This window comes from Caulobacter sp. Root655, from assembly GCF_001427665.1.
In the GTDB taxonomy this organism is placed as follows: domain Bacteria; phylum Pseudomonadota; class Alphaproteobacteria; order Caulobacterales; family Caulobacteraceae; genus Caulobacter.
Genome location: NZ_LMHC01000012.1, coordinates 129,828 through 151,518, shown reverse-complemented (window position 1 = coordinate 151,518; position 21,691 = coordinate 129,828). Strand labels below are relative to the sequence as shown.

The following is a 21,691-nucleotide window of genomic DNA, read 5'->3' as shown; positions in this document are numbered from 1 at the left end:
AAGCTGAGCTGTTATCGAGGGATGCGCCGACTCGCCACAGGCTTTATACATTCGCCGATGACACAGCGGGCCTTCCCGATTCTCTTCATCACCGCCACGCGTATCGGCGACGCCGTGCTGTCGTCCGGCCTGATCAGGTTCCTGGCCGACCAGATCCCCAACGCCCGCTTCACTATCGTCGCCGGCCCCCTGGCCGCGCCCCTGTTCGCCCATGTGCCCGGTCTCGACCGGGTGATCGTCATGGAGAAGGGCAAGGGCAAGGGCCACTGGTTCAAGCTGTGGAACCAGGTGCGCCACCGCAAATGGGGCCTGGTCGTCGACCTGCGCGGTTCCGGCACCGCCCTCTTCCTGCGCCGCGAGAAGCGGGCGATCTGGAAGAAGGCGCTGGGCGAGCCGGTCCACAAGGTGATCGACGCCGCCCGGGTGCTGAAGCTGGAGGGCGACCCGCCCAGTCCGCACCTCTACATCACCCCCGAGGTCCAGGCCCTGGCCGACCAGATGCTGGCCCCGCGCCCAGATCGAGCAGGTGGGGGCGAGCCGGACGGGCCGATCCTGGCCGTCGGCCCCGCCTCCAACTGGGTGGGCAAGATCTGGCCGATCGAGCGCTTCGCCCAGACCGCCGCCCAGATGCTGGGTCCGCAGGGGCCGCTGGCCGGCGGCCGGTTGCTGATCATGGGCGGGCCGGGCGACAGCCGGATGGTCGAGGAGCTGCGCATGGCCTCGGCCCGCGGTCGCTATGTGGACCTGACGGGCAAGGTCGACCTGCTGACCGCCTATGCCGCCCTGAAGCGCGCCGACCTGTTCATCGGCAACGACAGCGGCCTGATGCACATCGCCGCCGCCGCCGGCATTCCCACGATCGGCCTGTTCGGCCCCTCCGACGAGCGCCGCTACGCGCCGTGGGGCGAACGCACCCGGGCGGTGCGCGGCCCGCGCACGCTGGACCAGTTCCTGGCGGTGGATCCCGACCTGTCGCAGGCCATCCGCCACATGAGCGACCTGCCGGTGGCGACGGTGGTGCGAGCGGCCAAGGAGCTGCTGGCGCAGGTGAGGGCGGGAGCTGTGGCGGAGGCGCAGGCGGCGCTGGCCGTCGAGCCCCAGCCTGTCGAGGAAGACGCCGCCGAGCTGGCGGTGGAGGATGCGGCGACCACGCCGGAGCTCTATCCGGTGGTCGAGGATGTCGCCGAGCCTGACGCCGACCATCAACCCGCCGAACCGCCGATCGAGGCGGATCGCCCCTAAAATCCGTCATCCCTGCTCTAATGCGGGGCTATCACATATGGATTCGCTGCGAAGAAAGCTGTCATCCCGGACAAGCGAAGCGCAGATCCGGGACCGCCGGAAGCGCCGAGTTCACGCGTCGGTCCCGGATCTTCGCGCTACGCGCTCGTCCGGGATGACAACCGTTTTTGGTCATATGCGATAGCGCTCTCCCTTTAACCGGGGGACCCAAGCTGACTTGGCCGGCGTGGCTTGGGTCCCCCGAACAAGTCGGGGGATGACGGAGGTTTGTTGACGCGGGGGTTGCCTGATAGGCAACCCGGACCTAGACCGCCCCCAACCCTCCCCCCAGTGTCCGGCAGGAACCGCCCCATGACCCAGACCTTCGACCTGATCGTGCGCGGCGGCGAGGTGGTCAACCACGCGGGACGCGGCTTCACCGACATCGGCGTCCGGGGCGGCAAGATCGTCGCCATCGGCGACCTGTCTCAGGCCTCGGCCGGCGAGGTGTTCGACGCCACCGGCCTGACCGTGCTGCCCGGCGTCATCGACAGCCAGGTCCACTTCCGCGAGCCCGGCCTGGAGTGGAAGGAAGACCTGGAGAGCGGCTCGCGCGGCGCGGCCCTGGGCGGGGTGGTGGCGGTGTTCGAGATGCCCAACACCGAGCCGACCACCACCGACCCCGACGCCCTGGCCGACAAGCTGGCCCGCGCCAAGGGCCGCATGCACACCGACCACGCCTTCTATGTGGGCGGCACCCACGAGAACGCGACGTTCCTGGGCGAGCTGGAGCGCCTGCCCGGCTGCTGCGGCATCAAGGTGTTCATGGGCGCCTCGACCGGGACCCTGCTGGTCCAGGACGACGAGGGCGTCGAGAACGTGCTGCGGCACGTCAACCGCCGCGCCGCCTTCCATTCCGAGGACGAATACCGCCTGGCCGAGCGCCGCTCGCTGGCTCGCCCCGGCGACTGGACCAGCCATCCGGAGGTCCGCGACGCCCAGGCCGCCCTGCAGTCGACCCATCGGCTGGTGGGCATCGCCAAGCGCCTGGGCAAGCGCATCCACGTGCTGCACGTCACCACCCACCAGGAGATCGACTTCCTGGCCAAGAACAAGGACGTGGCCAGCGTCGAGGTCACCCCCCAGCACCTGACCCTGGTCGCGCCCGAGGCCTATGAGCGGCTGAAGGGCTTCGCCCAGATGAACCCGCCGATCCGCTCGGCCGAACACGTGGCCGGGGTGTGGCGCGGCATCGAGACCGGCATCGCCGACGTGCTGGGCAGCGACCACGCCCCCCACACCCGCGAGGAAAAGGCCCGGCCCTATCCGGCCTCGCCCTCGGGCATGCCCGGCGTCCAGACGCTGGTTCCCATCATGCTGACGCATGTGGTGGATGGCAGGCTGAGCCTGGAACGCTTCGTCGACCTGACCAGCCACGGCGTGAACCGAGTGTTCGGCCTGGCCGACAAGGGTCGCATCGCCGAGGGCTTCGACGCCGACTTCACCATCGTCGACATGAAGGCCAGGCGGGTGATCACCCACGACTGGATGGCCACCCGCTCGGGCTGGACCCCGTTCGACGGCTTCGAGGCCAAGGCCTGGCCGGTGGCGACCATCGTCCGGGGGACGGTGGTGATGCGGGACGACGAGATCGTGGCGGAAGGGACGGGCGCGCCGGTGCGGTTCCTGGAGACGCTGGCGGGGTGATCGGTCCTCCCCCTGTGGGGGAGGCGGCCGAAGGCCGGTGGGGGGAGTTTTAGGGTCTTCGATCCAGGATTGGGCTGACGTCGTGTTGCTCCCCCCACCGTCGGCTTCGCCGACACCTCCCCCAGAGGGGGAGGATCTGGCGATTGCGTCCCACCCAAGTCCGGTTAACATTCCCCCCATGGATGGGACTTCAGAAACCCACGCGCCGTTTCGCGACGCCCGCTACGCGCCCCGCGCGCTGGAGGTGGAAGGCCGTGGCGACGTCCTGGTCCTGCGCAATCCGACCCCCTATTCCAACACCATCCAGACCGTGACCGCGCCCCTGGCCCGCTGGGCGGCGCAGGCGCCCAATCGGATCTGGCTGGCCGAACGCTCCCCCGAGAACGAGGGAGGCGGCTGGCGGACGGTCACCTATGGCGAGGCGGCGCGGCGGGTCTCGGCTCTGGCCGGCGGCCTCTCGGCCCTGGGCCTGGCGCGCGGCCAATGCCTGCTGATCCTGGCCCGCAACGGCGTCGACCACGCCCTGATCGGCTATGCGGCCATGAGCCTGGGCGCGGCGATCTCGCCGGTCTCGCCGCAGTACGGGCTGAAGGGCGCCGACCTGACCCGCCTGGCCTTCGCCGTCGAGCGGCTGAAGCCGGTCGCGGTCTATGTCGACGACGCCGAGGCGTTCGGCGACGCCCTGGCCGCGCCGTTCCTGGCCGGCCTGCCGGTGGTGGCCAGCCGCAACGCCCGGCCGGGCGACGTGAGGTTCGAGGCCCTCCAGGACTCGCATCCCGCCGCCGCCGTCTGCCGGCCCTCCGACCCCGCCAAGCTGCTGCTGACCTCCGGTTCGACCGGCCAGCCCAAGGCGGTGATCTGCACCCACGCCAACATCGCCCTCAACGCCGCCCAGATCGCCGCCTGCTACGACGACCCCGATCCGCCGGTGCTGGTCAATTCCGCGCCCTGGAGCCACAGCCTGGGGGCCAACGCCATCCTGCACATGGTGCTGCACCGGGGCGGGAGTCTTTACATTGATGCTGGCCAGCCGCTGGCTGGCAAGTTCGACGAGACGGTGCGCAACCTGCGTGAGGTGGCGACGACCTACCACAACATGGTCCCGGCCGGCTGGGGGATGCTGGTCGGCGAGCTGGAGCGCGACGAGGCCCTGGCGCGGAAGTTCTTCGAACGGGTGCGGGTGCTGCAGTACGGCGGCGCCTCGATGGCCCAGAGCATCCTCGACCGCGTCCAGGCCGTGGCGGCGCGCACCATCGGCCACCGGGTGACCTTCGCGGCCGGCTACGGGGCCACCGAGACGGGCCCGACCGCCTGCAACATCCATTGGCTCAACGCCCGCTCCGGCATGATCGGCCTGCCGACCCCGGGGACCTCCGTGAAGCTGGTTCCCGCCCCAAGCGAGAGAGGGGGAGACAAGTTCGAGATTCGGGTGAAGGGGCCGCAGGTCTCGCCGGGCTATCTGGACATGCCGGAGGCCTCCGCCGAGGCCTTCGACGAAGAGGGCTTCTATCGGCTGGGCGACGCGGCGCGACTGGCCGACCCGGCCGATCCCTCGGCGGGCCTGGTGTTCGACGGCCGACTGGTCGAGAACTTCAAGCTGGCCAGCGGCACGTTCGTCGCGGCCGGGGCGCTGCGGGTGGCGGCGGTTTCGGCGATTGGCGGCGTGGTGTCCGACGCGGTGGTCTGCGGCGAAGGCCGGGACGGGGTGGGCCTGATGCTGTTCCTCGACCCAAAGGCCGGCCTGCTGCTGGGTGACCCGGCGACGGTGCGGAAGGCGATCGAAGTGGGGCTCGAACGGCTGAACGCCACGGCCAAGGGCGGCGGCCGGGTGGCTCGGGCCCTGATCCTCGACGGCGCGCCCGACGCGGCCAGCGGCGAGCTGACCGACAAGGGCTACATCAACCAGGCCCTGGCGCGCGACCGGCGACCGGCGGAGCTGGCGCGGTTGTTCGCCGAGACGCCGGACGAGGATGTTCTCGTATTCTCATAGGTTGTCATCCCGGAAGCGCGTAGCGCTGTCCGGGACCCAGGGGCCGGCGCATTGCGGTTGCCCCTGGGTCCCGGCTCTTCGCTTCGCTACGGCCGGGATGACAACCGTTGGGGAGCGGGTAGGTAGCGATTGGAAAATTACATGAACGGCGCCGACGCCCTGATCACCACCCTGGCCGACAACGGCGTCACCGCCTGTTTCGCCAATCCCGGCACCAGCGAGATGCAGTTCGTCGCGGCCCTGGACCGCGAGCCGCGCATGCGCTCGATCCTGTGCCTGTTCGAGGGGGTGGCGACCGGGGCGGCCGACGGCTATGGGCGGATGACCGGGACGCCGGCCTGCACCCTGCTGCACCTGGGCCCCGGCTACGCCAACGGCGCGGCCAACCTGCACAACGCCCGGCGCGCCTTCACCCCGATCGTCAACGTGATCGGCGACCATGCCGTCGACCATCGCCAGTACGACGCCCCGCTCAATTCCGACATCGCCGCCCTCGCCAGGCCCAATTCGCTGTGGGTCGGGTCGGCCGACAGCGCCGACGCGGTGGGGCCGCTGGCCGCCGAGGCGGTGGCCGCCAGCTTCGGCGCGCCGGGCGGCAACGCCTGCCTGATCCTGCCGGCCGACAGCGCCTGGAACCTGACCAATGCTCGCGGTCCGGTGGTCGAACCGCCCCGCCCGCGCGCCCCGGACCCGGTGGCGGTCGCGGCGGCGGCCCGGGCCATCAAGGCCGCCGCCAAGCCCGTGCTGCTGCTGGGCGGCGGGGCCTGCGGCGAGGCCGGGATCGCCGCCGCCGGACGGCTGGCGGCCGCCGGCGTCCGCGTGCTGACCGACACCTTCACCGCCCGCCAGGCCCGGGGCGAGGGCCGCTTCCGGCCCGACAAGCTGCCCTATTTCGGCGAGGCCGCGCTGAAGGACCTGGACGGCGTCGACCTGATGGTGCTGTGCGCCACGGTGGAGCCGGTGGCCTTCTTCGCCTATCCCGACCGGCCCAGCGTGCTGGTCCCGGAGGGCTGCGCGACCCTGACCCTGAGCGACCGGGGAACCGGCGCGGCGGCGGCGCTCGACGCCCTGGCCGACGCCCTGGGCGCGCCGGCGACCGGCGCGGTCGAGCCCTACGCCCCGCCGCCGGCCCCCGCCGGAAAGCTGGACGCCTGGGCGATGGGCGCGTCGATCGCCCGCCACATGCCGGCCGGCGCGGTCATCTCGGACGACGCGGTGACCGCCGGCCTGCCGATCTTCACCCAGACCAAGAGCGCCCGGCGCCATGACTGGCTGTCCCTGACCGGCGGGGCGATCGGCCAGGGCATACCGCTGGCGATCGGCGCGGCCGTGGCCTGTCCCGACCGCAAGGTCCTGGCCCTGACCGGCGACGGGGCGGGAATGTACACGGTTCAGGGCCTGTGGACGATCGCCCGCGAGCAGCTGGACGTCACGGTGGTGGTGTTCGCCAACCACGCCTACCGCATCCTCGGCATCGAGATGGGCCGCACCGGCGGCGGCGAGCCCGGCCCGGCGGCGTCGCGGCTGCTGGACCTGTCGGACCCGCGCATCGACTGGATCGCGGTGGCCGGGGGCCTGGGCCTGCCCGCCGAGCGGGTCGAGACGGCGGAGGCGTTCGACGCGGCCATGGCGCGCGCGATGGGCACGCCGGGGCCGCGCTTCATCGAGGCGGCGATGCGGTAGGAAGTGGGGCGGGAGCGCCAGTTCATCTCACGGCGTTGATCGGGCGGCGCGCCTCGTCGTGAAGGAGCGTGCCCTGTTTGCGAGGCTGGCGCTGTTCGCCCTGAAGGCTTGCGCGGCGCGTTGACCTTGGGTTGTGCCCATGGCTAAGGTTCGATCACGGCGCGGGTCTCGCCGCCCTCTTCGAATCCAATGGGAACGGCGCCGATGAAGCTTTCGACCTCGATGACGGCTGCCGCCCTGGCGTTCGCGCTGATGACCGGCTCCGCCGCCCAGGCCTCCACCGGGCAGTCCGGCACGGTGTATAACATCACGGTCACCATCTACGGCACCGTCTACTTCTGGCAGAGGGGCGTCCGAACCGCCCAGCCGGCCTGCAGCACGGGAATGCCCAGGCGGTGGGCGTTCAGCAGCACGACGCCGGCCGGACAGTCGCTCCTGGCCCTGATCCTGTCGGCCAACGCCACGGGCAAGCCGATCGTCGTCGCCGGCAACGCGACCTGCGACGTGGCGCCCGACACCGAGAGCGCGGTCTACGTCTATATCGACGACTAGCCGGGGCCGGGGGCACACGCATGCGCGTGTCCCCGATCGCATCCCGAAACTATCCCGGCAACCGCAGCACCGCCCGCAGCCCGCCCATCGGCGAGCGCTCCAGGGTCAGGTCGCCGCCCAGGCCCCGGGCCATGTCGCGGGCGATGGCCAGGCCCAGGCCGACGCCCTTTTCGTTCTGGTTGCGCGACTCGTCCAGGCGGTTGAACGGGCGGAAGGCCTCTTCGTGGAGCGCGTCGGGGATGCCGGGGCCGTCGTCGTCGACGAAGATCCACACCCCGCCGCTCGGCCGGGCCATGGACGACACCCGCACGGTCTCGCCATGGGCGGCGGCGTTGTCGATCAGGTTGGCCAGCGCCCGCTTGAAGGCCTGGGGCCGCAAGATGGCTGAAAGATCGTCGCCGATCGCCAGCTCGATGCGCGCCCCGGCCCGGGACGCCCCCTCGCAGACCTCCTCGATCAGCGGCCTCAGCATGACCTCGCGCGTCGCCTCGCCGCCTTCGCCCCGGGCGAACGACAGGTACTCGTCGATCATGTGCTCCATCTCGGAGAGGTCGCGCTGCATGGCCTGGACCTGGGCGTCGGGCTCGGCCAGGGCCAGTTCCAGCTTCAGGCGGGTCAGGGGCGTGCGCAGGTCGTGGCTGACCGAGGCCAGCAGGGCCGTGCGCTGCTCGATATGGCGCTGGATGCGCTCCTTCATGGCCAGGAAGGCCTGGGCCGCCATGCGCACCTCGCGGGCCCCATGCGGCTTGAAGGCGGCCTGGTCGATGCCGCGCCCGAAGGCGTCGGCGGCGTCGGCCAGGCGCTCGATAGCCCGCACCTGGTTGCGGATGAACAGGATGGCCACCGCGGTCAGCAGCAGGGTCGCCACCACCATCCACAGGATGAAGATGTGGCCCTGGGTGGCGAAGGCCCGGTCGCGCGGGGCGATGATCCGCAGCACGCCTTCCTTGACCTGCACGCGGATGTCGACGTGGCCGGGATAGCGGGTGGTGTCGAACCAGAACGGCGCGTCCAGCCGGTCGTCCAGGGCGATGCGCAGCGAGCGGTCCAGGGAGGCGAAGAGCGACGGTCGCTGGCCGGTCGGCAGTTTGCGGCCCTTCTGCAGGGCGATCGACAGCGACATCGAGTCCTCGGCCCGCTGCGCCATCTTGTCGAGCGCGGCCGGCGACGGGTCGTCGTTATAGGTCTCCACCGCCCAGGCCACGTCGCCGGCCAGGCCCTCGGACAGGCGGCTGGTGACGGTCTCCCAATGGGCGTCGAAGAACGCCCAGGTGACGGCGATCTGCATTACCGCCACCGGCAGGACGATGATCAGCAGCGAGCGCCCGAACAGCGAGGTCGGCAGCCAGCGCTTGATCTGGCGGGGGATGAACAGGCGGGTGCGCAGGCGGATCATCTAGGTCCTCCCCCTCTGGGGGAGGCGGCCCGAAGGGCCGGTGGGGGGAGGGGTGGGATGCCGGGAAATATCCGGCCGATGGCGCAAGCTCCCCCCTCCGGCGCCTGCGGCGACACCTCCCCATAGGGGGAGGACCCGTGGTCGTCAGCCACCAACACCATCAATCCGGCGCCAACCGATAGCCGATCCCGCGCACCGTCTGCAGGTACCTCGGGTTCTTGGGGTCCGGCTCGATCTTGCGGCGCAGGCGGGTAACCTGGACGTCGACGGCGCGGCCGGTGGCGTCGACGGTGTCGCGGGCCAGTTCCAGGCGGTCGACCGGCGCGTGGGCGACCTTGGCCAGGCGGCGCAGCAGGGCGACCTCGGCCTCGGTCAGGCGGATCGGCTCGCCGTTGCGGGTCAGTTCGCCGCGCTCCGGCTCGAAGGCGCAGTCGCCCAGGCTCAGGGCGCGGGGCCCGGACGGCTTGGGCGCGGTGCGGCGCAGGATGGCCTCGATGCGCAGCAGCAGTTCGCGCGGCTCGAACGGCTTGGCCAGGTAGTCGTCGGCCCCGTGGGTCAGCCCCTCGATGCGGTCGCCGGTCTGGTCACGGGCGGTCAGCATCAGGATCGGCGTCTTGCCGGCCTCGCCGCCCCTGGCCCGCAGGCGCCGGGTGAAGGCGAAGCCGTCCTCGCCGGGCATCATGACGTCCAGCACCAGCAGGTCGAAGTCCATGGCCCCGGTCAGCCGGTCGGCATGGGCGGCGTCGGCCGCGGCGCTGACCCGGAAGCCGGCGCGGCTGAGGAACTCCTTCAGGAGCGAGCGGATGCGGTCATCGTCGTCGACGACCAGCAGGTGGCGCTCGCCGCGTTCTTCGGGGGTCACAGTCCGTCCCTCCGATTGAGGCCGACGCCTTGGCGTGGTCCGGCCAGGGCCGCCAGGATGCGGCGGCTCCCCGCCACCCCGTCCAGCCCGCCGGTGCGATAGGCCCGGCCCAGCAGGCCGCGCAGCCGTTCCGACACCCGGGCCTCGAAGGCCGCGCCCTCGGCGGTCAGGGCGGTCGGCCGGCGGCGGGCGTCGAGGTCGCCGGCCGCCTTCTCGGCCAGGCCCAGGCGTTGCAGGTCGGTCAGGGTCTTGCTGGCCGCCTGTTTCGACAGGCTGGTCAGCTTGGAGAGGTCCTGCACCCCGATGCCGGGCCGGCGGCGCAGCAGGAAGGCGGCGCGCCAGTGCGAGCGGCCCAGGCCCGGACCCTCGGCCTCCAGCGCCGCGTCGACCGCCGCCCACAGCGCCGCCTCGGCCAGCAGCAGCAACTCCAGCCCGCCGTCCAGCTGCTCCTCGCCGAGAATCAGGCGCGGATCGGTGGACCCCGCCGAAAGGCCCGAGGAAAGAGGCGTGGCCATTAGAATGCGTCCATTTTATTTGACCTGCCGCGTCGCGGGGCGTCTAAGAACCGGATTCCAAATAAGGAGGTCTTGGACCGATGTCTCTCGTTCCCTTCGACGATCGCGATGGATGGATCTGGCTGGACGGCCAGTTCGTAGCCTGGCGCGAGGCGAAGGTGCACGTATTGACCCATGGCCTTCACTACGCCTCGTCGGTGTTCGAGGGCGAGCGGATGTATGGCGGCGAGATCTTCAAGCTGACCGAGCATACCGAGCGCCTGTTCAAATCGGCCGAAATCCTCGATTTCAAGATCCCCTACACGGTGGAGCAGATCGATGAGGCGTGCAAGGCGACCGCCGCCAAGAACGGCCTGACCGACTGCTATGTGCGGCCGATCGCCTGGCGCGGCAGCGAGATGATCGGCGTCTCGGCCCAGCAGACCAAGACCCACGTGGCCATCGCCGTGTGGGACTGGCCCAGCTATTTCGATCCGGCGACCAAGGCCAAGGGCATCCGCCTGACCTGGGCCAAGTACGACCGTCCCGCGCCGAACACGATCCCGACCGCCGCCAAGGCCGCCGGGCTGTACATGATCTGCACCATCTCCAAGCACGCCGCCGAGAAGGAAGGCTATGCCGACGCGATGATGGTCGACTATCGCGGCTATGTCGCCGAGGCGACCGGCGCCAACGTGTTCTTCGTCAAGGACGGGGTGCTGCACACCCCGCTCCCGGACTGCATCCTGAACGGCATCACCCGCCAGACGGTAATCCAGATCGCCCGCGAGCGCGGTATCGAGGTGGTCGAGCGCCACATCGAGAAGCCAGAGCTGGCCGGCTTCACCGAGTGCTTCATCGTCGGCACCGCCGCCGAGGTCACCCCAGTGGCCGAGAAGCCGGGCGCGATCTCGCTGTCGCTGATGGACGACTATGCCCGTCTGGTGCGGCGGGAGCTGGTGGAAGCGTAAGGCTGACGGGGACAGGCGCATGCGCCTGTCCCCAGCTGAACTGAATGATCCCGGAGGGCTTGGCTCTCCGGGATTTTTTGTGTCCAGAGCGCGGAACCCTCTCCCAAAGGGAGAGGGAGGGGCCCGCCGCGCAGCGGTGGGAGGGTGAGGGGTTTGGGCGTCAGCCGGCGTGCCGGCAGGGCGCTGGGAGAAAACGGTGAGGGCGTCACCCCTCACCCTCCCAAGCTTCGCTTGGGCCCCTCCCTCTCCCCTCCGGGAGAGGGTTCAAATCAGCCCGCCACCTTCGCCTCAAGCTCCACCAGCCGCGCCCGCGTCGAGGCCAGGTCCGCCCCGAACCGGGCCGGGTCGGCCGCCGCCAGTCGCGCCGCCACGTCATAGCTCTCGCGATACAGGTCCAGCGCCCGCATCCGATGCCCGCGGTCCTCGCGCAGGTCGGCCAGGCGCTCCAGCGTGATCGACAGGGCCCGCCGCGCGCCGGGGTCGGCCGCCTCGCGGCCGCCGTGCGAGCGGCGCAAGGCCAGGGATTCCTCGAAGGCCGACAGGGCCTCGTTCAGCCGGCCCTCGATCTCGGCCACGTCGCCGACCCCGGCCAGGGCGCCGGCCAGCAGGTCGTCGACGGAGGCGTCGCCAAGGGTGGAGGGGCGGGTGGCGCGGACGGCGCGGGCGTAGCTGACCGCGCTTTCATAGGCCTCGGCCGCCTCGTCCATCCGTCCCTGGGCGCGAGCGAAGTCGCCCAGGTCGCGGTGGGCCAGGGCCTTCTCGCGGTCGCCACCGGCCACGCGCAGCAAGCGGGTCAGCACCCGCGCGGCCTCGGGCCAGGTCTGCGTGCGGCTGAGTTCGATGAGCCTGGCGCGGAGCTCGGCGAAGGTCTCGACGGGCGGCGGCGGCATGACGGCGACCGGGGTCGGCTCCGGTTCGACCAGGACGACTGGCGTCATGACGGGCTCGGCTTCGGGCGCGGCCTCGGCGACGACGACCGGCGTCGCCAGCGGTTCGCCCAGGTCGACCACCACGGTCTTGCGGCGCGGCTTGCGCCTTGGCCGTGGGCTCAGGGGCCGTGGGGTCAGGGCGGCGACGAGCAGCAAAGCCCCCGTGATCGCCGCCGCCCAGCCCACGAACGGCCGGTGTGGCTCGAAAGGTCCGAGATCGAGGTCTTGCGCCCAGCCCCCCAGGACGCCCAGACCCGCGATGACGTACCCCGATGTCGCCAGGATCACCCCCAGGATGATCCCCACGAGCCGAGCCATCATGTCGCCCCCTCCATGACGGCGTTCGTAAGGAGCGGCACGTGATCCCAGCGCCGCCGCCGCGTCGAGCCGTCTCAACCGCCAGGGGAAGACCGGCGCGCAAGCTGCGCCGTAACGGGCGCCAGGTCGTGGTGGCGCCTCTAAATCAGCCAGGTCAGGGGGCGGGGATAGGCCTCGCCTCTGAGCAGATAGACCAGGCCCAGGATCGTTCGAACGACGAACCAGACGCTGATCAGGCTGAGGATGACGCCGCCGGCGATCATCATCGGAAAGCCGATCAGCAGCACCGCCAGGACCAGTCCGACCAGGATCAGGGCCAGACCGCCCAGGAACCACCAGATCGACAGCCAGAAGGTGCGGATGGCGAAGGTGTAGTGGCTGGCGTTGATCGGCCCGGCGGCGTCGCGATTGACGTAGGCGACGATCAGCCCGATCAGGAAGGTCAGGCCGTTGGTGAAGCCCAGCAGATAGAGGGCGTAGACGACGATCGGCAGGATCTTGTCCTCATCGACCCGCTCCGGGGTCTGGGTCACGTCGGTCATGGTCAGATCATCCAGTTGCGGGGCGTGGGGTAGGCCTGGCCCTTGAGCAGCCAGGACAGGCCCAGGATGCAGCGCACCGCCGTCCACACCCAGACGGCGGCCAGAATGACGAAGCCGATCCCGACGACGCTCAGCACCCCGCCGATCACCGTGAACAGCAGCCACAGCCAGAAGGTGCGGATCTGGAACACGTAGTGGCTCTGCATCCACTCGGGCGCGGCGGCCTTGCTGACATAGGCCAGGATCACCCCGACCACGGCGGTGGCGCCGACGGACAGCAGACCCAGCAGATAGAGGGCGTAGACCACCAGCGGCATGGTCTTGTCGTCCTGCAGGGCGGGCGGAACGGCGGGATCGGTCTGGTTCATGGAACGATGCTCGCTAAAAACGACCCCGAACGCAAATGAAGGTGCTGTTAGGTGGGCTTTCCTCCCCCGTGAAACGGGGGAGGAGCTAGATCAGCGGCAGCAGCTCGTCCGGCAGCGCGTGCGGGTCCAGCCCCTCGCCGCGTCCCAGCCACGGGGTGACGGCGGCCAGCAGGATCAGCACGAAGGCCATGCGCGCGGCGATCTCGACGGCCATGCCGGTCATGCCGGGGGTGAAGGCCAGCAGCAGCATCACCACCGTGCCGAACGCCAGCAGGCCCATGACCCAGGTCAGGCCCTCGCGCGCCGCCATCACCCCGGCCAGCTCGAAGCGGGCGCCCCCATTCGTGCCAGGGGGAGCCAGGTCGGCGCCCGCGCCGGCCACCGCGCGGGCGAACAGCGAGAAGCCGGCCAGCCGGTCCTCGAACCGGCCGGGGCCGACATAGCTCTGGGCGGTCAGGATCGTCTTGCGGCGGCCGAACGCCAGGGTCAGCACCCGCCGGCGACCGCCTTCGCGCGGCTTGGCCAGGCGAAAAGCGGTCAGGGCGCTCAAGGGGAAGCGTCGTTCGCGCGGGCCTCGGCGCTCGACCAGCTCCGCGCCTTCCAGGGTCCACACCGTCTCGGGCTGGAACGGGGCGAGGCGGGCGCTGTAGGCCAAGCCAAGGGTAGGGGGCGCGGTCACCCCCGGACGGCGGTGATTTCCACCCCGGCCGCGGCGGCGTGAGGGGCCAGGGCCAGGGGCTTTTCGACCCGCACCCGGGCGCGGGTGACGCGGCTGTCGGCGAACGACGCCTGGGCCAGGCGCTCGGCGAAGGTCTCGACCAGGTCGATATGGCCCTCGGCGGCGATGGCCTGGGCGGCCTGCAGGATGGTCTCGTAATTGACGGTGTCGCCCAGCTGCTCGCAATGGCTGGCGGCGATGTCGAGCTCGACATCGATGACCAGGGGCTGCTGGCGGCCGTGTTCGTGGTCGTAGACGCCGATCCAGGCCTCGACTTTCAGGCCGCGCACGAAGACCTTGGTGACGATCACCCGGGCGGGGTTCGGCCTGGGCCCAATGGGCGCGGAGACCTCGTTCGGAGCGTTTTTCAGGGGCTGGACGGACACGGCGAGACCTTCAGGAACCGATGATGTCTGGCGTGCGCCAGCCCAGATGCTGACCCGCGTCGACCGCGATCATCTGGCCCGTGACCGAGGTCGCGTCAATGAGGTAGCGCAGGGCGGCGGCCAGCTCTTCAAGCGAAACGGCCCGTTGCAGCGGGGTGGCGGCCGCCTCGCGCTCGAATTCGCCTGGGGCCTGATGGACCGAGGCCAGCACCGGTCCGGGGCCGATGGCGTTGACGCGGACGCGCGGCGCCAGGTCCTGGGCCATGGTCTGGGTGGCCCACCACAGCGCGGCTTTCGACAGGCTGTAGCTGAAGAATTGCGGGTTGGGGCGCAGCACCCGCTGGTCGACGATATTGATGATATGGCCGGGAATGTCGGACGGCAGGGCGGCGGCGAAGGCCTGGGCCAGCACGATCGGAGCCCGCAGGTTGGCGTCCAGGTGAGTGTCCCAGCTGGCCCGGTCGGCGGTGGCGAGGCGGTCGTCCTCGAAGGTCGAGGCGCTGTTGACCAGCAGTCCGAGGGGGCCCAGGGCCTGGGCGGCGCGCGCGACCAGGCCGGCGGCCTGGCCCTCGTCGGTCAGTTCGGCGTCGAGGATGACGGCCCGGCGGCCCAGGGCCGCGATCTCGTCGGCGACGGCCTGGGCGTCGGGCTTGGCCGTGCGGTAGTGCACGGCGACGTCGAAACCGGCCCGCGCGGCCTCCAGGGCCAGGACGCGGCCGATCCGGCGACCGGCGCCGGTGACCAGGGCCGCGCCGCGCATCGTCATCGACTTAGTCGAAACGGCCGAATTCGAACTTGTTGAGGGCGAGGTTGACGCCGAGGAAGATGGCGATGATGCCGATCGCGAGCATGGGCGCGGGTCCGTTGTCAGACTGAAAGATGATGCGGCTTTAGCGGCGCGCGCGCGCGATCGCAAGGCTGGCCACGCGCGCGGGACGCGCTAAGGTCGGCCCATGCTCTGGCTGCGCCGCATCGAACCCACCCTCCGACCCCTGATCCACATGGCCTTTCGGCTCAAACGGGGCCTGACCCTGGGGGTGCGCGGCGTCGTCACCGACGCAGAGGGCCGGGTGCTGATGGTGCAGCACACCTACATGAACGGCTGGTACCTGCCCGGCGGCGGGGTCGAGCGGCGCGAGACCGCCCGGCAGGCCCTGTTTCGCGAATTGCAGGAGGAGGCCGGCGTGCGGGTGACGGGCCCGGTCCGCCTGGTCTCGATCCATAGCAATGAGCCGCACCACAAGGGCGACCACGTGCTGGTCTATCGCGTCGAGACCTGGGAGCCTTGTGCGGCCAGCGCCCAGGGCGAGATTCACGAGGTCGGCTGGTTCGCCCCGGACGCCCTGCCGGACGACATCACGCCGGGCAATCGCCGGCGGATCGCCGAGCTGTTCCAGGGGGCCGACATCGATCCGATGTGGTGAGTCGTCAGATGACGCCTTCCCTAGTGATCAACGATCATTAAAATGGATGTTTGAACGAGGTCCGCCGTCTCCCCAGATGAGAGCGGCCCGAGCCAGGAGGATGACGACATGCGCGACTACCTGAAGTTCTACATCGACGGCCAGTGGGCCGAACCCAAGGGCTCCAAGACCGTCGACGTCATCAACCCGGCCACCGAGGCCGTCGCCGGCCGGGTGACTCTGGGCACGGTCGAGGACGTCGACCTGGCCGTTCGCGCCGCCCGCAAGGCCTTCCCCGCCTTCTCCCGGACCAGCCGCGAAGAGCGCGTCGACCTGCTCGAGCGGATCATCGCCGAATACCAGAAGCGCTTCGAGGACATGGCCAAGGCCATCACCGAGGAGATGGGCGCCCCGTCGTGGCTGGCCCAGCGCGCCCAGGCCGCCATGGGGATCGCTCATGTGCAGACCGCTCTGCAGGTGCTCAAGGACTACAAGTTCGAGGAGGATCGCGGCACGACGCGGCTGGTGAAAGAGCCGATCGGCGTCTGCGCCTTCATCACCCCGTGGAACTGGCCGATCAACCAGATCGCCTGCAAGGTGGCCCCGGCGCTGGCCACCGGCTGCACCATGGTGCTCAAGCCCTCGGAAGTGGCCCCGTTCTCGGCCTGGGTCTGGACCGAGATCCTGGCCGCCGCCGGCGTGCCGGCCGGCGTCTACAACCTGGTCAACGGCGACGGCCCGACCGTCGGCGCCGCGCTGAGTTCGCATCCCGAGGTCGACATGGTGTCGTTCACCGGCTCGACCCGGGCCGGCATCGAGGTGGCCAAGAACGCCGCCCCGACCGTCAAGCGCGTCCACCAGGAACTGGGCGGCAAGAGCCCCAACATCATCCTCGACGACGCCGACTACCAGAAGGCGGTTGGCGGCGGCGTGGCCTCGGTGATGATGAACTCGGGCCAGTCGTGCAACGCCCCGACCCGGATGCTGGTGCCGCAAAAGCGCATGGACGAGGTGATCGCCATCGCCAAGGCCGCCGCCGACGCCCACACGGTGGGCGACCCGAACGGCAATTCCAAGCTGGGCCCCGTCGTGTCGGAAGTGCAGTGGAACAAGATCCAGGGCCTGATCCAGAAGGGCGTCGACGAGGGCGCGACCCTGGTCTCGGGCGGCCCCGGCAAGCCGGAGGGCCTGGAGGTCGGCTACTACGTCAAGCCGACCGTGTTCGCCAATGTCACCCCGACCATGACCATCGCCAAGGAAGAGATCTTCGGCCCGGTGCTGGCCATCCTCGGCTATGACGGCGTCGACCAGGCGGTCGCGATCGGCAACGACACCGAGTACGGCCTGGCGGCCTATGTCTCGGGCAATGACGCGGGCCAAGTGCAGGCCGTGGCCTCCAGGCTGCGGGCCGGCCAGGTGATCCTCAACGGCGCCGGACCCGACCTGATGGCCCCGTTCGGCGGCTACAAGATGAGCGGCAACGGCCGCGAATGGGGCGACCACGCGTTCGGCGAGTTCCTCGAGACCAAGGCCATCCTCGGCTACGCGGCCAAGCAGGCGGCGGAATAGGACGTTTCGGTTCGGGGACAGGCGCATGCGCCTGTCCCCGTCCGCGATCCGGTCCTCAAGAACAAAAACGATAACCTACCGGGAGAGAACGACATGGACGGCGTCGACAGCCCTGTGACCGCGCGCGACCCGAGCACGGCGCCGTTCAAACCGCTGGCGATGAAGGGACCGGACATCACCGTCGACCGGCGAGCCGACGGCAGCATCGTCATCACCTCCAACCATCCGCCCGGCGACGGACCGCGGACGATCAGCCACCTGCTGGCGCAGAGGGCCGCGACGCACCCCGACCGGCCGTACCTCAAGCAGCGCGAACCCGGCCATGGGCCCTGGCGCCAGGTGACCTACGGCCAGGCCCAGCGGGCGGTCGAGGGGATCGCCCAGTGGCTTCTGGATCAGGGCGTCACCGCCGACCATAGTGTGATGATCCTGTCGGGCAACTCCATCGAGCACGCCCTGATGACCCTGGGCGCGTACGGCGCCGGCGTCCCGGCCGCCCCGGTCAGCCCGGCCTACAGCCTGATGTCGGCCGACCACGGCAAGCTCAAGCACTGCTTCGACAAGGTCGCGCCGCGCGTGGTCTTCGCCCAGTCCGGCGACCTGTTCGAGAAGGCGATCGCCACGCTGAAGGCCATTGATCCGGGCCTGCTGCTGGTCACCGCGGACGGGACGGGCGAGGGCGCGCATACCTTCGACGCGGTCGCCGGGACCGAGCCCAAGGACGTCGCCGCCAAGCGCGAGACGCTGACGCCGGCCACCGTCGCCAAGTACCTGTTCACTTCCGGCTCGACCGGCATGCCCAAGGGCGTGCCCCAGACCCACGGCATGATGGCGGGCGTCATCGCCGGCCAGGAAGGCCTGCGCGACGATGGGCGCGACGACGACGTGCCCGACAGCCTGGAATGGATGCCGTGGAGCCACATCTCGGCCGGCAACATCGGCTTCAACGCCGTGATCTGGAACGGCGGCACGCTGTGGATCGACGAGGGCAAGCCGCTGCCCGGCCTGTTCGAGACCACCATCAGGAACCTCTACGAGGTCTCGCCGATCGTCTTCGGCTCGGCCCCGATCGCCTTTTCGATGCTGGCCGGGGCGATGGAGAACGACCCGGCGCTGCGCGCGGCCTTCTTCAAGAACCTGCGCTACATGGCCTATGGCGGCGCCACCCTGTCGGACGACGTCTATACGCGGATGCAGGCCCTGGCGGTGGCGCAGACCGGCCATCGCGTGCCGCTGATCACCATGTACGGGGCCACCGAGACGCAGGGCGTGACGGTGGTCCACTGGATCACCGAGCGGGTCGGGCTGGTTGGCCTGCCGCTGCCGGGCATCGCCCTGAAGCTGGCCCCCTCGGGGTCGAAATACGAGGTGCGGGTCAAGGGGCCGACCGTGGCGTCGGGCTACCACAAGGACCCGGAGAAGACGGCCGGGGCTTTCGACGAGGAGGGTTTCTACAAGCTGGGCGACGCGGCGCGGTTCGTCGACCCGGAGGACCCGTCCAGGGGCCTGGTGTTCGACGGCCGGGTGACCGAGGACTTCAAGCTCGACAGCGGCACCTGGGTCAGCGTCGGCGTGCTGCGCCCCGACCTGGTGGCCGCCTGCAGCCCCTATGTCCACGATGCGGTGATCGCCGGCCAGGACAAGCCGTTCGTCGGGGCGATGCTGTGGCCCTCGCCGGCCGGCCTGGCGGCCCTGGTCGCCGATTCGGGGCCGGGCACGCCGCTGGAGAAGCTGAGCCTCATCCTGCGCGAGCGGATCGGGGCCTTCAACGCCGCCGCCGGCGGTTCGTCGCGCCGGGTCGGCCGGGTGGCGATCATGACCGAACCGCCGTCGATCGACGCCGGCGAGATCACCGACAAGGGCTATGTGAACCAGCGCGCGACGCTGGAACGCCGCGCGGCGCTGGCGGCGGCGCTCTATGCGAGCGAACCGTCGGAGGGCGTGATCGCGATCTGAGCATGTCCCCGCATCATTCTTGATCCGCTCATCCCGGCGAATGCCGGGACCCAGATCTCGAAGCGTGGTGGTGGGTTGGAGAGACGCGGCGTTCATAGAACCCACGTCTGAGCCATTCCATCTGGGTCCCGGCATTCGCCGGGATGAGCGGTGTTATTGCTGGTCGGTTTCAGGGGCGGGCGTGTCCGCCGCCCAGCTCAACGCTCCACGATCCAGCACGATCGTCTTGTCCGAATAGCCGCTGCCCATCAGCTCCGGCGGCTTGGCCGGGATGGCCGAGGCACCGCGCGGCCAGCCGTCGCGGATCTCGATCACCGCCACCTCGACCCTGCCCGCCTGCGCGGCGGTGAAGCTGAGGGTGACGCCGTTGGGGTCGGGGGCGTGGTAGGACAGGCTGGACCACTGGCCGGCCGTGGTCGGCAGGGCGATCGGCCGGCCGTTCAGGCGCGGCTCGCCCAGGGCCAGGCTGGGGCGCAGGCGCAGGGTCAGGACCTCGGCGCCCAGGGAGGGCACGGCGCGGATCAGCAGGCGGTCGCCGGCCCTGTCGATCGTCAGCACCGGCCGATCGACCGGCAGCACGGCGGTCGGCGCCATCCACACCGGCTCGCGGTAGAGCGGCGGATAGGCCTTTCGCACCGGGGTCTTGTCGGAGTCCGACAGCACCACTTTCGACCAGGGGTCCAGGCGCGGCAGGGGCGAGACGCGCCAGGCCGTGCCGGTCGACAGGTCGGCCAGGTGGCTGGCCTCGGCCAGGCGCGGGCGGTCGGGGCCGCCGCCGGCCACGCCCGCATAGAGCAGCAGGCCCGCGCCCGCCGCGCCGGCGACGGCGGCGAAGACCGGGGCCCAGCGATAGGCGGCGAAGTCGAAGGCCAGCGGCAGCAGGGCGGGGGCGGCCAGGATGGCGAACACCGCCAGCACGGCCGGCTCGATCAGGCCGACGCCGGCGAAGGTCCAGGCCCCCCAGGCGCCCAACTGGGCGACGACCAGGATGGCGACCAGGCAGACCACCGCGGTCAGGGCCCAGGCCACCCGCCGGTCGCGCGTGCCGCCCACGGCGGTGACGAAGGCCGCGACCAGGCTGGCGGCCAGCAGCGGCCAGGCCAGCATCACCGAGCCGCCGGGCAGCAGCACCTGGGTCGTGATCGCCAGGGCCAGCACCACCAGCAGGGCGCCCAGCCAGGCCCCGAACACCCCGACGCCCTTGCCCAGGCTCAGCCAGGCCAGGACGATCACCGCGCCGGCCATGCCCAGGCCGATGGGGTCGAAGCCGCCGACCAGGCTGCAGGCCCCGCCCATCACGGCGGCGATGGCGGTCACCCAGATCCGGCCCGTCCCCCGGGCCTGCAGCACCAGGACGCTCAGGCACACCCCGATCAGCAGGATCCCGGCCCCGGGCAGCAGGGCGTTGAACTGGCCGAGCACGGCGTAGTAGCGCTGCTGGTCGGCGATGCCGATCAGTCGTCCGGCCAGGTGCAGGGCCAGGGCGGCGGCGCTGGCCAGCAGCAGGAAGCCGGCGATCCCGCGCAGGATCTCCACCACCGTGACGGCGCGGCCGCGCAGGGCGCGATAGCCGGTGAAGACGATCAGCAGGCCAGCTACCGCCAGGATCGCCCAGCCGACACTGATTGGATAAGCGAGCAGGCCCAGGGCCAGGACGTCGGAATAGATCAGGTCCGGGGTCCGGGCCGGCAGGGCCGCGCCACGGGCCAGGGCGCGGACGGTCGGCAGGGCCTGGTCGCCCAGGTTCTGCAGGCTGCCCTGGTTCAGGTGCTCGGGCGTGGCCAGGGGCGTGTGATAGGCCAGCTGGTCGTCGATGAAGGCGAAGTTCAGGCCCGGCAGGCCGGCGCGCAGGGCATGGGTGAAGTCGGTGTCGTTGGGCATCCGCTGGTAGACGGCGGCGGCCAGCGAGTTGGCGGTCGGCTGGTGGGCGGCCCCGGCATAGAGGCGGATCAGGTCGCCGCTTTCGGTTCCGGCCTGGAACATGGCGGCCCGGCCGGCGTCGCCGCGCGCCTCCATGTTGACCACCACCCCGACATGTTCGCGCAGCGGATCGCGGGCGAAGAAGGCCTCGGCCCCCAGCAGGCCCGGTTCCTCGCCGTCGGTGAACAGGAAGATCACGTCGCGGGCCGGGGGCGGGCCGGCCTTGAGGGCGCGGGCGATCTCCAGGGCGGCGGCGACCCCGGCCGAGTCGTCGGCCGCGCCGGGTGAGTTGTGGACGGTGTCGTAGTGGCTCATCACCAGCACGGCCGGCGCGTCGCGGTCGGTTCCGGGCAGGGTGGCGACGATGTTCTGCACCGCGCCGACCGACACGGCGCGCGACCCCTTGGAGGCGTCGCGCACGCCCTCGCCGGGACGCACCAGCACCTCCAGCCCCAGGCCGCTGATGCGGGTCAGCAGGTGGTCGCGGACCCGGACGATCTCGGCCGAGCCGATGGGGTGGGGCTTGCGGCCGATGGCGCGGACGTCGGCCATGGCGCGGCCGGCCGAGAACTGGTCGGCGGGGGCGTTGGCGGAGAGCGGCGCGGGGGTGCGCAGGGCCAGGTTGGCGATCGCCAAACCGAGCAGCAGGCAGATCCAGACGCCGAGCAGCCTGATGGTCTTCATGCGTCGCGCCTCCGCGGACAGT

19 protein-coding genes and 2 pseudogenes are annotated in these 21,691 nt (G+C 70.8%); 10 read left to right on the top strand and 11 right to left on the bottom strand.

What is annotated here, in order from left to right; genetic code table 11:
- Positions 1-57: 57 nt before the first annotated feature.
- The 3 genes from ASD79_RS09770 (at position 58) to ASD79_RS09760 (ending at position 4,918) form a co-directional block, all read left to right on the top strand.
- Positions 58-1,242 (top strand): glycosyltransferase family 9 protein, encoded by a 1,185-nt coding sequence (locus ASD79_RS09770; RefSeq protein ID WP_056721018.1) that lies wholly within the window; start codon positions 58-60, stop codon positions 1,240-1,242.
- A gap of 351 nt (positions 1,243-1,593) precedes the next feature.
- Positions 1,594-2,928, top strand: a complete 1,335-nt coding sequence (locus ASD79_RS09765) for a dihydroorotase (RefSeq protein ID WP_056721016.1) — start codon at positions 1,594-1,596, stop codon at positions 2,926-2,928.
- Positions 2,929-3,106: 178 nt separating this feature from the next.
- Positions 3,107-4,918: a feruloyl-CoA synthase gene (locus ASD79_RS09760; RefSeq protein WP_056721014.1), complete on the top strand. Its 1,812-nt coding sequence runs from the start codon at positions 3,107-3,109 to the stop codon at positions 4,916-4,918.
- A gap of 28 nt (positions 4,919-4,946) precedes the next feature.
- On the opposite strand, the pseudogene ASD79_RS25040 reads toward ASD79_RS09760, so the two are convergent.
- Positions 4,947-5,048: pseudogene (locus ASD79_RS25040) on the bottom strand (hypothetical protein); the annotation flags it as partial.
- An 11-nt stretch (positions 5,049-5,059) separates the two neighbouring features.
- On the opposite strand from ASD79_RS25040, the gene ASD79_RS09755 reads away from it, so the two are divergent.
- Positions 5,060-6,601 (top strand): acetolactate synthase large subunit, encoded by a 1,542-nt coding sequence (locus ASD79_RS09755; RefSeq protein ID WP_056721013.1) that lies wholly within the window; start codon positions 5,060-5,062, stop codon positions 6,599-6,601.
- Between the two features lie 204 nt (positions 6,602-6,805).
- The gene (locus ASD79_RS09750) at positions 6,806-7,153 is read left to right on the top strand and encodes a hypothetical protein (protein ID WP_056721011.1); all 348 of its coding nucleotides are present in this window, start codon (positions 6,806-6,808) and stop codon (positions 7,151-7,153) included.
- A 49-nt stretch (positions 7,154-7,202) separates the two neighbouring features.
- On the opposite strand, the gene ASD79_RS09745 is transcribed toward ASD79_RS09750, so the two are convergent.
- The 3 genes from ASD79_RS09745 to ASD79_RS09735 all read right to left on the bottom strand — a co-directional run bounded on the left by ASD79_RS09745 (position 7,203) and on the right by ASD79_RS09735 (position 9,926).
- On the bottom strand, positions 7,203-8,549 hold the full coding sequence (locus ASD79_RS09745; RefSeq protein ID WP_056721009.1) for an ATP-binding protein: 1,347 nt from the start codon (positions 8,547-8,549) through the stop codon (positions 7,203-7,205).
- 160 nt (positions 8,550-8,709) lie between these two features.
- Positions 8,710-9,411, bottom strand: a complete 702-nt coding sequence (locus ASD79_RS09740; RefSeq protein ID WP_056721007.1) for a response regulator — start codon at positions 9,409-9,411, stop codon at positions 8,710-8,712.
- On the bottom strand, positions 9,408-9,926 hold the full coding sequence (locus ASD79_RS09735) for a MarR family winged helix-turn-helix transcriptional regulator (RefSeq protein ID WP_056721005.1): 519 nt from the start codon (positions 9,924-9,926) through the stop codon (positions 9,408-9,410). The genes ASD79_RS09740 and ASD79_RS09735 overlap by 4 nt, the downstream gene beginning before the upstream one ends.
- Positions 9,927-10,006: 80 nt before the next feature.
- On the opposite strand from ASD79_RS09735, the gene ASD79_RS09730 reads away from it, so the two are divergent.
- Both ASD79_RS09730 and ASD79_RS25035 read left to right on the top strand, forming a co-directional pair.
- Positions 10,007-10,876, top strand: coding sequence for a branched-chain amino acid aminotransferase (locus ASD79_RS09730; RefSeq protein WP_056721003.1), 870 nt, complete (start codon positions 10,007-10,009; stop codon positions 10,874-10,876).
- A 96-nt stretch (positions 10,877-10,972) separates the two neighbouring features.
- Positions 10,973-11,053, top strand: a pseudogene (locus ASD79_RS25035) (hypothetical protein); the annotation flags it as partial.
- A gap of 92 nt (positions 11,054-11,145) precedes the next feature.
- On the opposite strand, the gene ASD79_RS09725 reads toward ASD79_RS25035, so the two are convergent.
- From ASD79_RS09725 to ASD79_RS09700, 6 genes are all read right to left on the bottom strand, one after another.
- The gene (locus tag ASD79_RS09725) at positions 11,146-12,126 is read right to left on the bottom strand and encodes a tetratricopeptide repeat protein (protein WP_056721001.1); all 981 of its coding nucleotides are present in this window, start codon (positions 12,124-12,126) and stop codon (positions 11,146-11,148) included.
- A gap of 137 nt (positions 12,127-12,263) precedes the next feature.
- Positions 12,264-12,665, bottom strand: coding sequence for a hypothetical protein (locus ASD79_RS09720; RefSeq protein ID WP_056720999.1), 402 nt, complete (start codon positions 12,663-12,665; stop codon positions 12,264-12,266).
- Between the two features lie 2 nt (positions 12,666-12,667).
- Positions 12,668-13,033 carry a hypothetical protein gene (locus tag ASD79_RS09715; RefSeq protein ID WP_007667439.1) on the bottom strand — a complete coding sequence of 122 codons (366 nt, stop codon included), beginning with the start codon at positions 13,031-13,033 and terminating at the stop codon, positions 12,668-12,670.
- An 85-nt stretch (positions 13,034-13,118) separates the two neighbouring features.
- Entirely contained in the window at positions 13,119-13,688 is a 570-nt protein-coding gene (locus ASD79_RS09710) for a hypothetical protein (protein WP_056721657.1), read from the bottom strand.
- Positions 13,689-13,708: 20 nt separating this feature from the next.
- A complete protein-coding gene (gene folB / locus ASD79_RS09705; protein WP_156400458.1) occupies positions 13,709-14,089 on the bottom strand; it encodes a dihydroneopterin aldolase in 381 nt (126 codons plus the stop codon).
- A 58-nt stretch (positions 14,090-14,147) separates the two neighbouring features.
- Positions 14,148-14,903, bottom strand: a complete 756-nt coding sequence (locus ASD79_RS09700) for an SDR family oxidoreductase (RefSeq protein ID WP_056720996.1) — start codon at positions 14,901-14,903, stop codon at positions 14,148-14,150.
- 187 nt (positions 14,904-15,090) lie between these two features.
- Between ASD79_RS09700 and ASD79_RS09695 the strand changes: the two genes are divergently transcribed.
- From ASD79_RS09695 to ASD79_RS09685, 3 genes are all read left to right on the top strand, one after another.
- Complete coding sequence (locus ASD79_RS09695; RefSeq protein WP_056720993.1) at positions 15,091-15,561, top strand: NUDIX domain-containing protein; 471 nt, start codon at positions 15,091-15,093, stop codon at positions 15,559-15,561.
- A 108-nt stretch (positions 15,562-15,669) separates the two neighbouring features.
- Entirely contained in the window at positions 15,670-17,109 is a 1,440-nt protein-coding gene (locus tag ASD79_RS09690) for an aldehyde dehydrogenase family protein (protein ID WP_056720992.1), read from the top strand.
- Between the two features lie 93 nt (positions 17,110-17,202).
- On the top strand, positions 17,203-19,065 hold the full coding sequence (locus ASD79_RS09685) for an AMP-binding protein (RefSeq protein WP_056720989.1): 1,863 nt from the start codon (positions 17,203-17,205) through the stop codon (positions 19,063-19,065).
- A gap of 153 nt (positions 19,066-19,218) precedes the next feature.
- On the opposite strand, the gene ASD79_RS09680 is transcribed toward ASD79_RS09685, so the two are convergent.
- Positions 19,219-21,669: a M20/M25/M40 family metallo-hydrolase gene (locus ASD79_RS09680; RefSeq protein ID WP_056720985.1), complete on the bottom strand. Its 2,451-nt coding sequence runs from the start codon at positions 21,667-21,669 to the stop codon at positions 19,219-19,221.
- Positions 21,670-21,691: the final 22 nt, after the last annotated feature.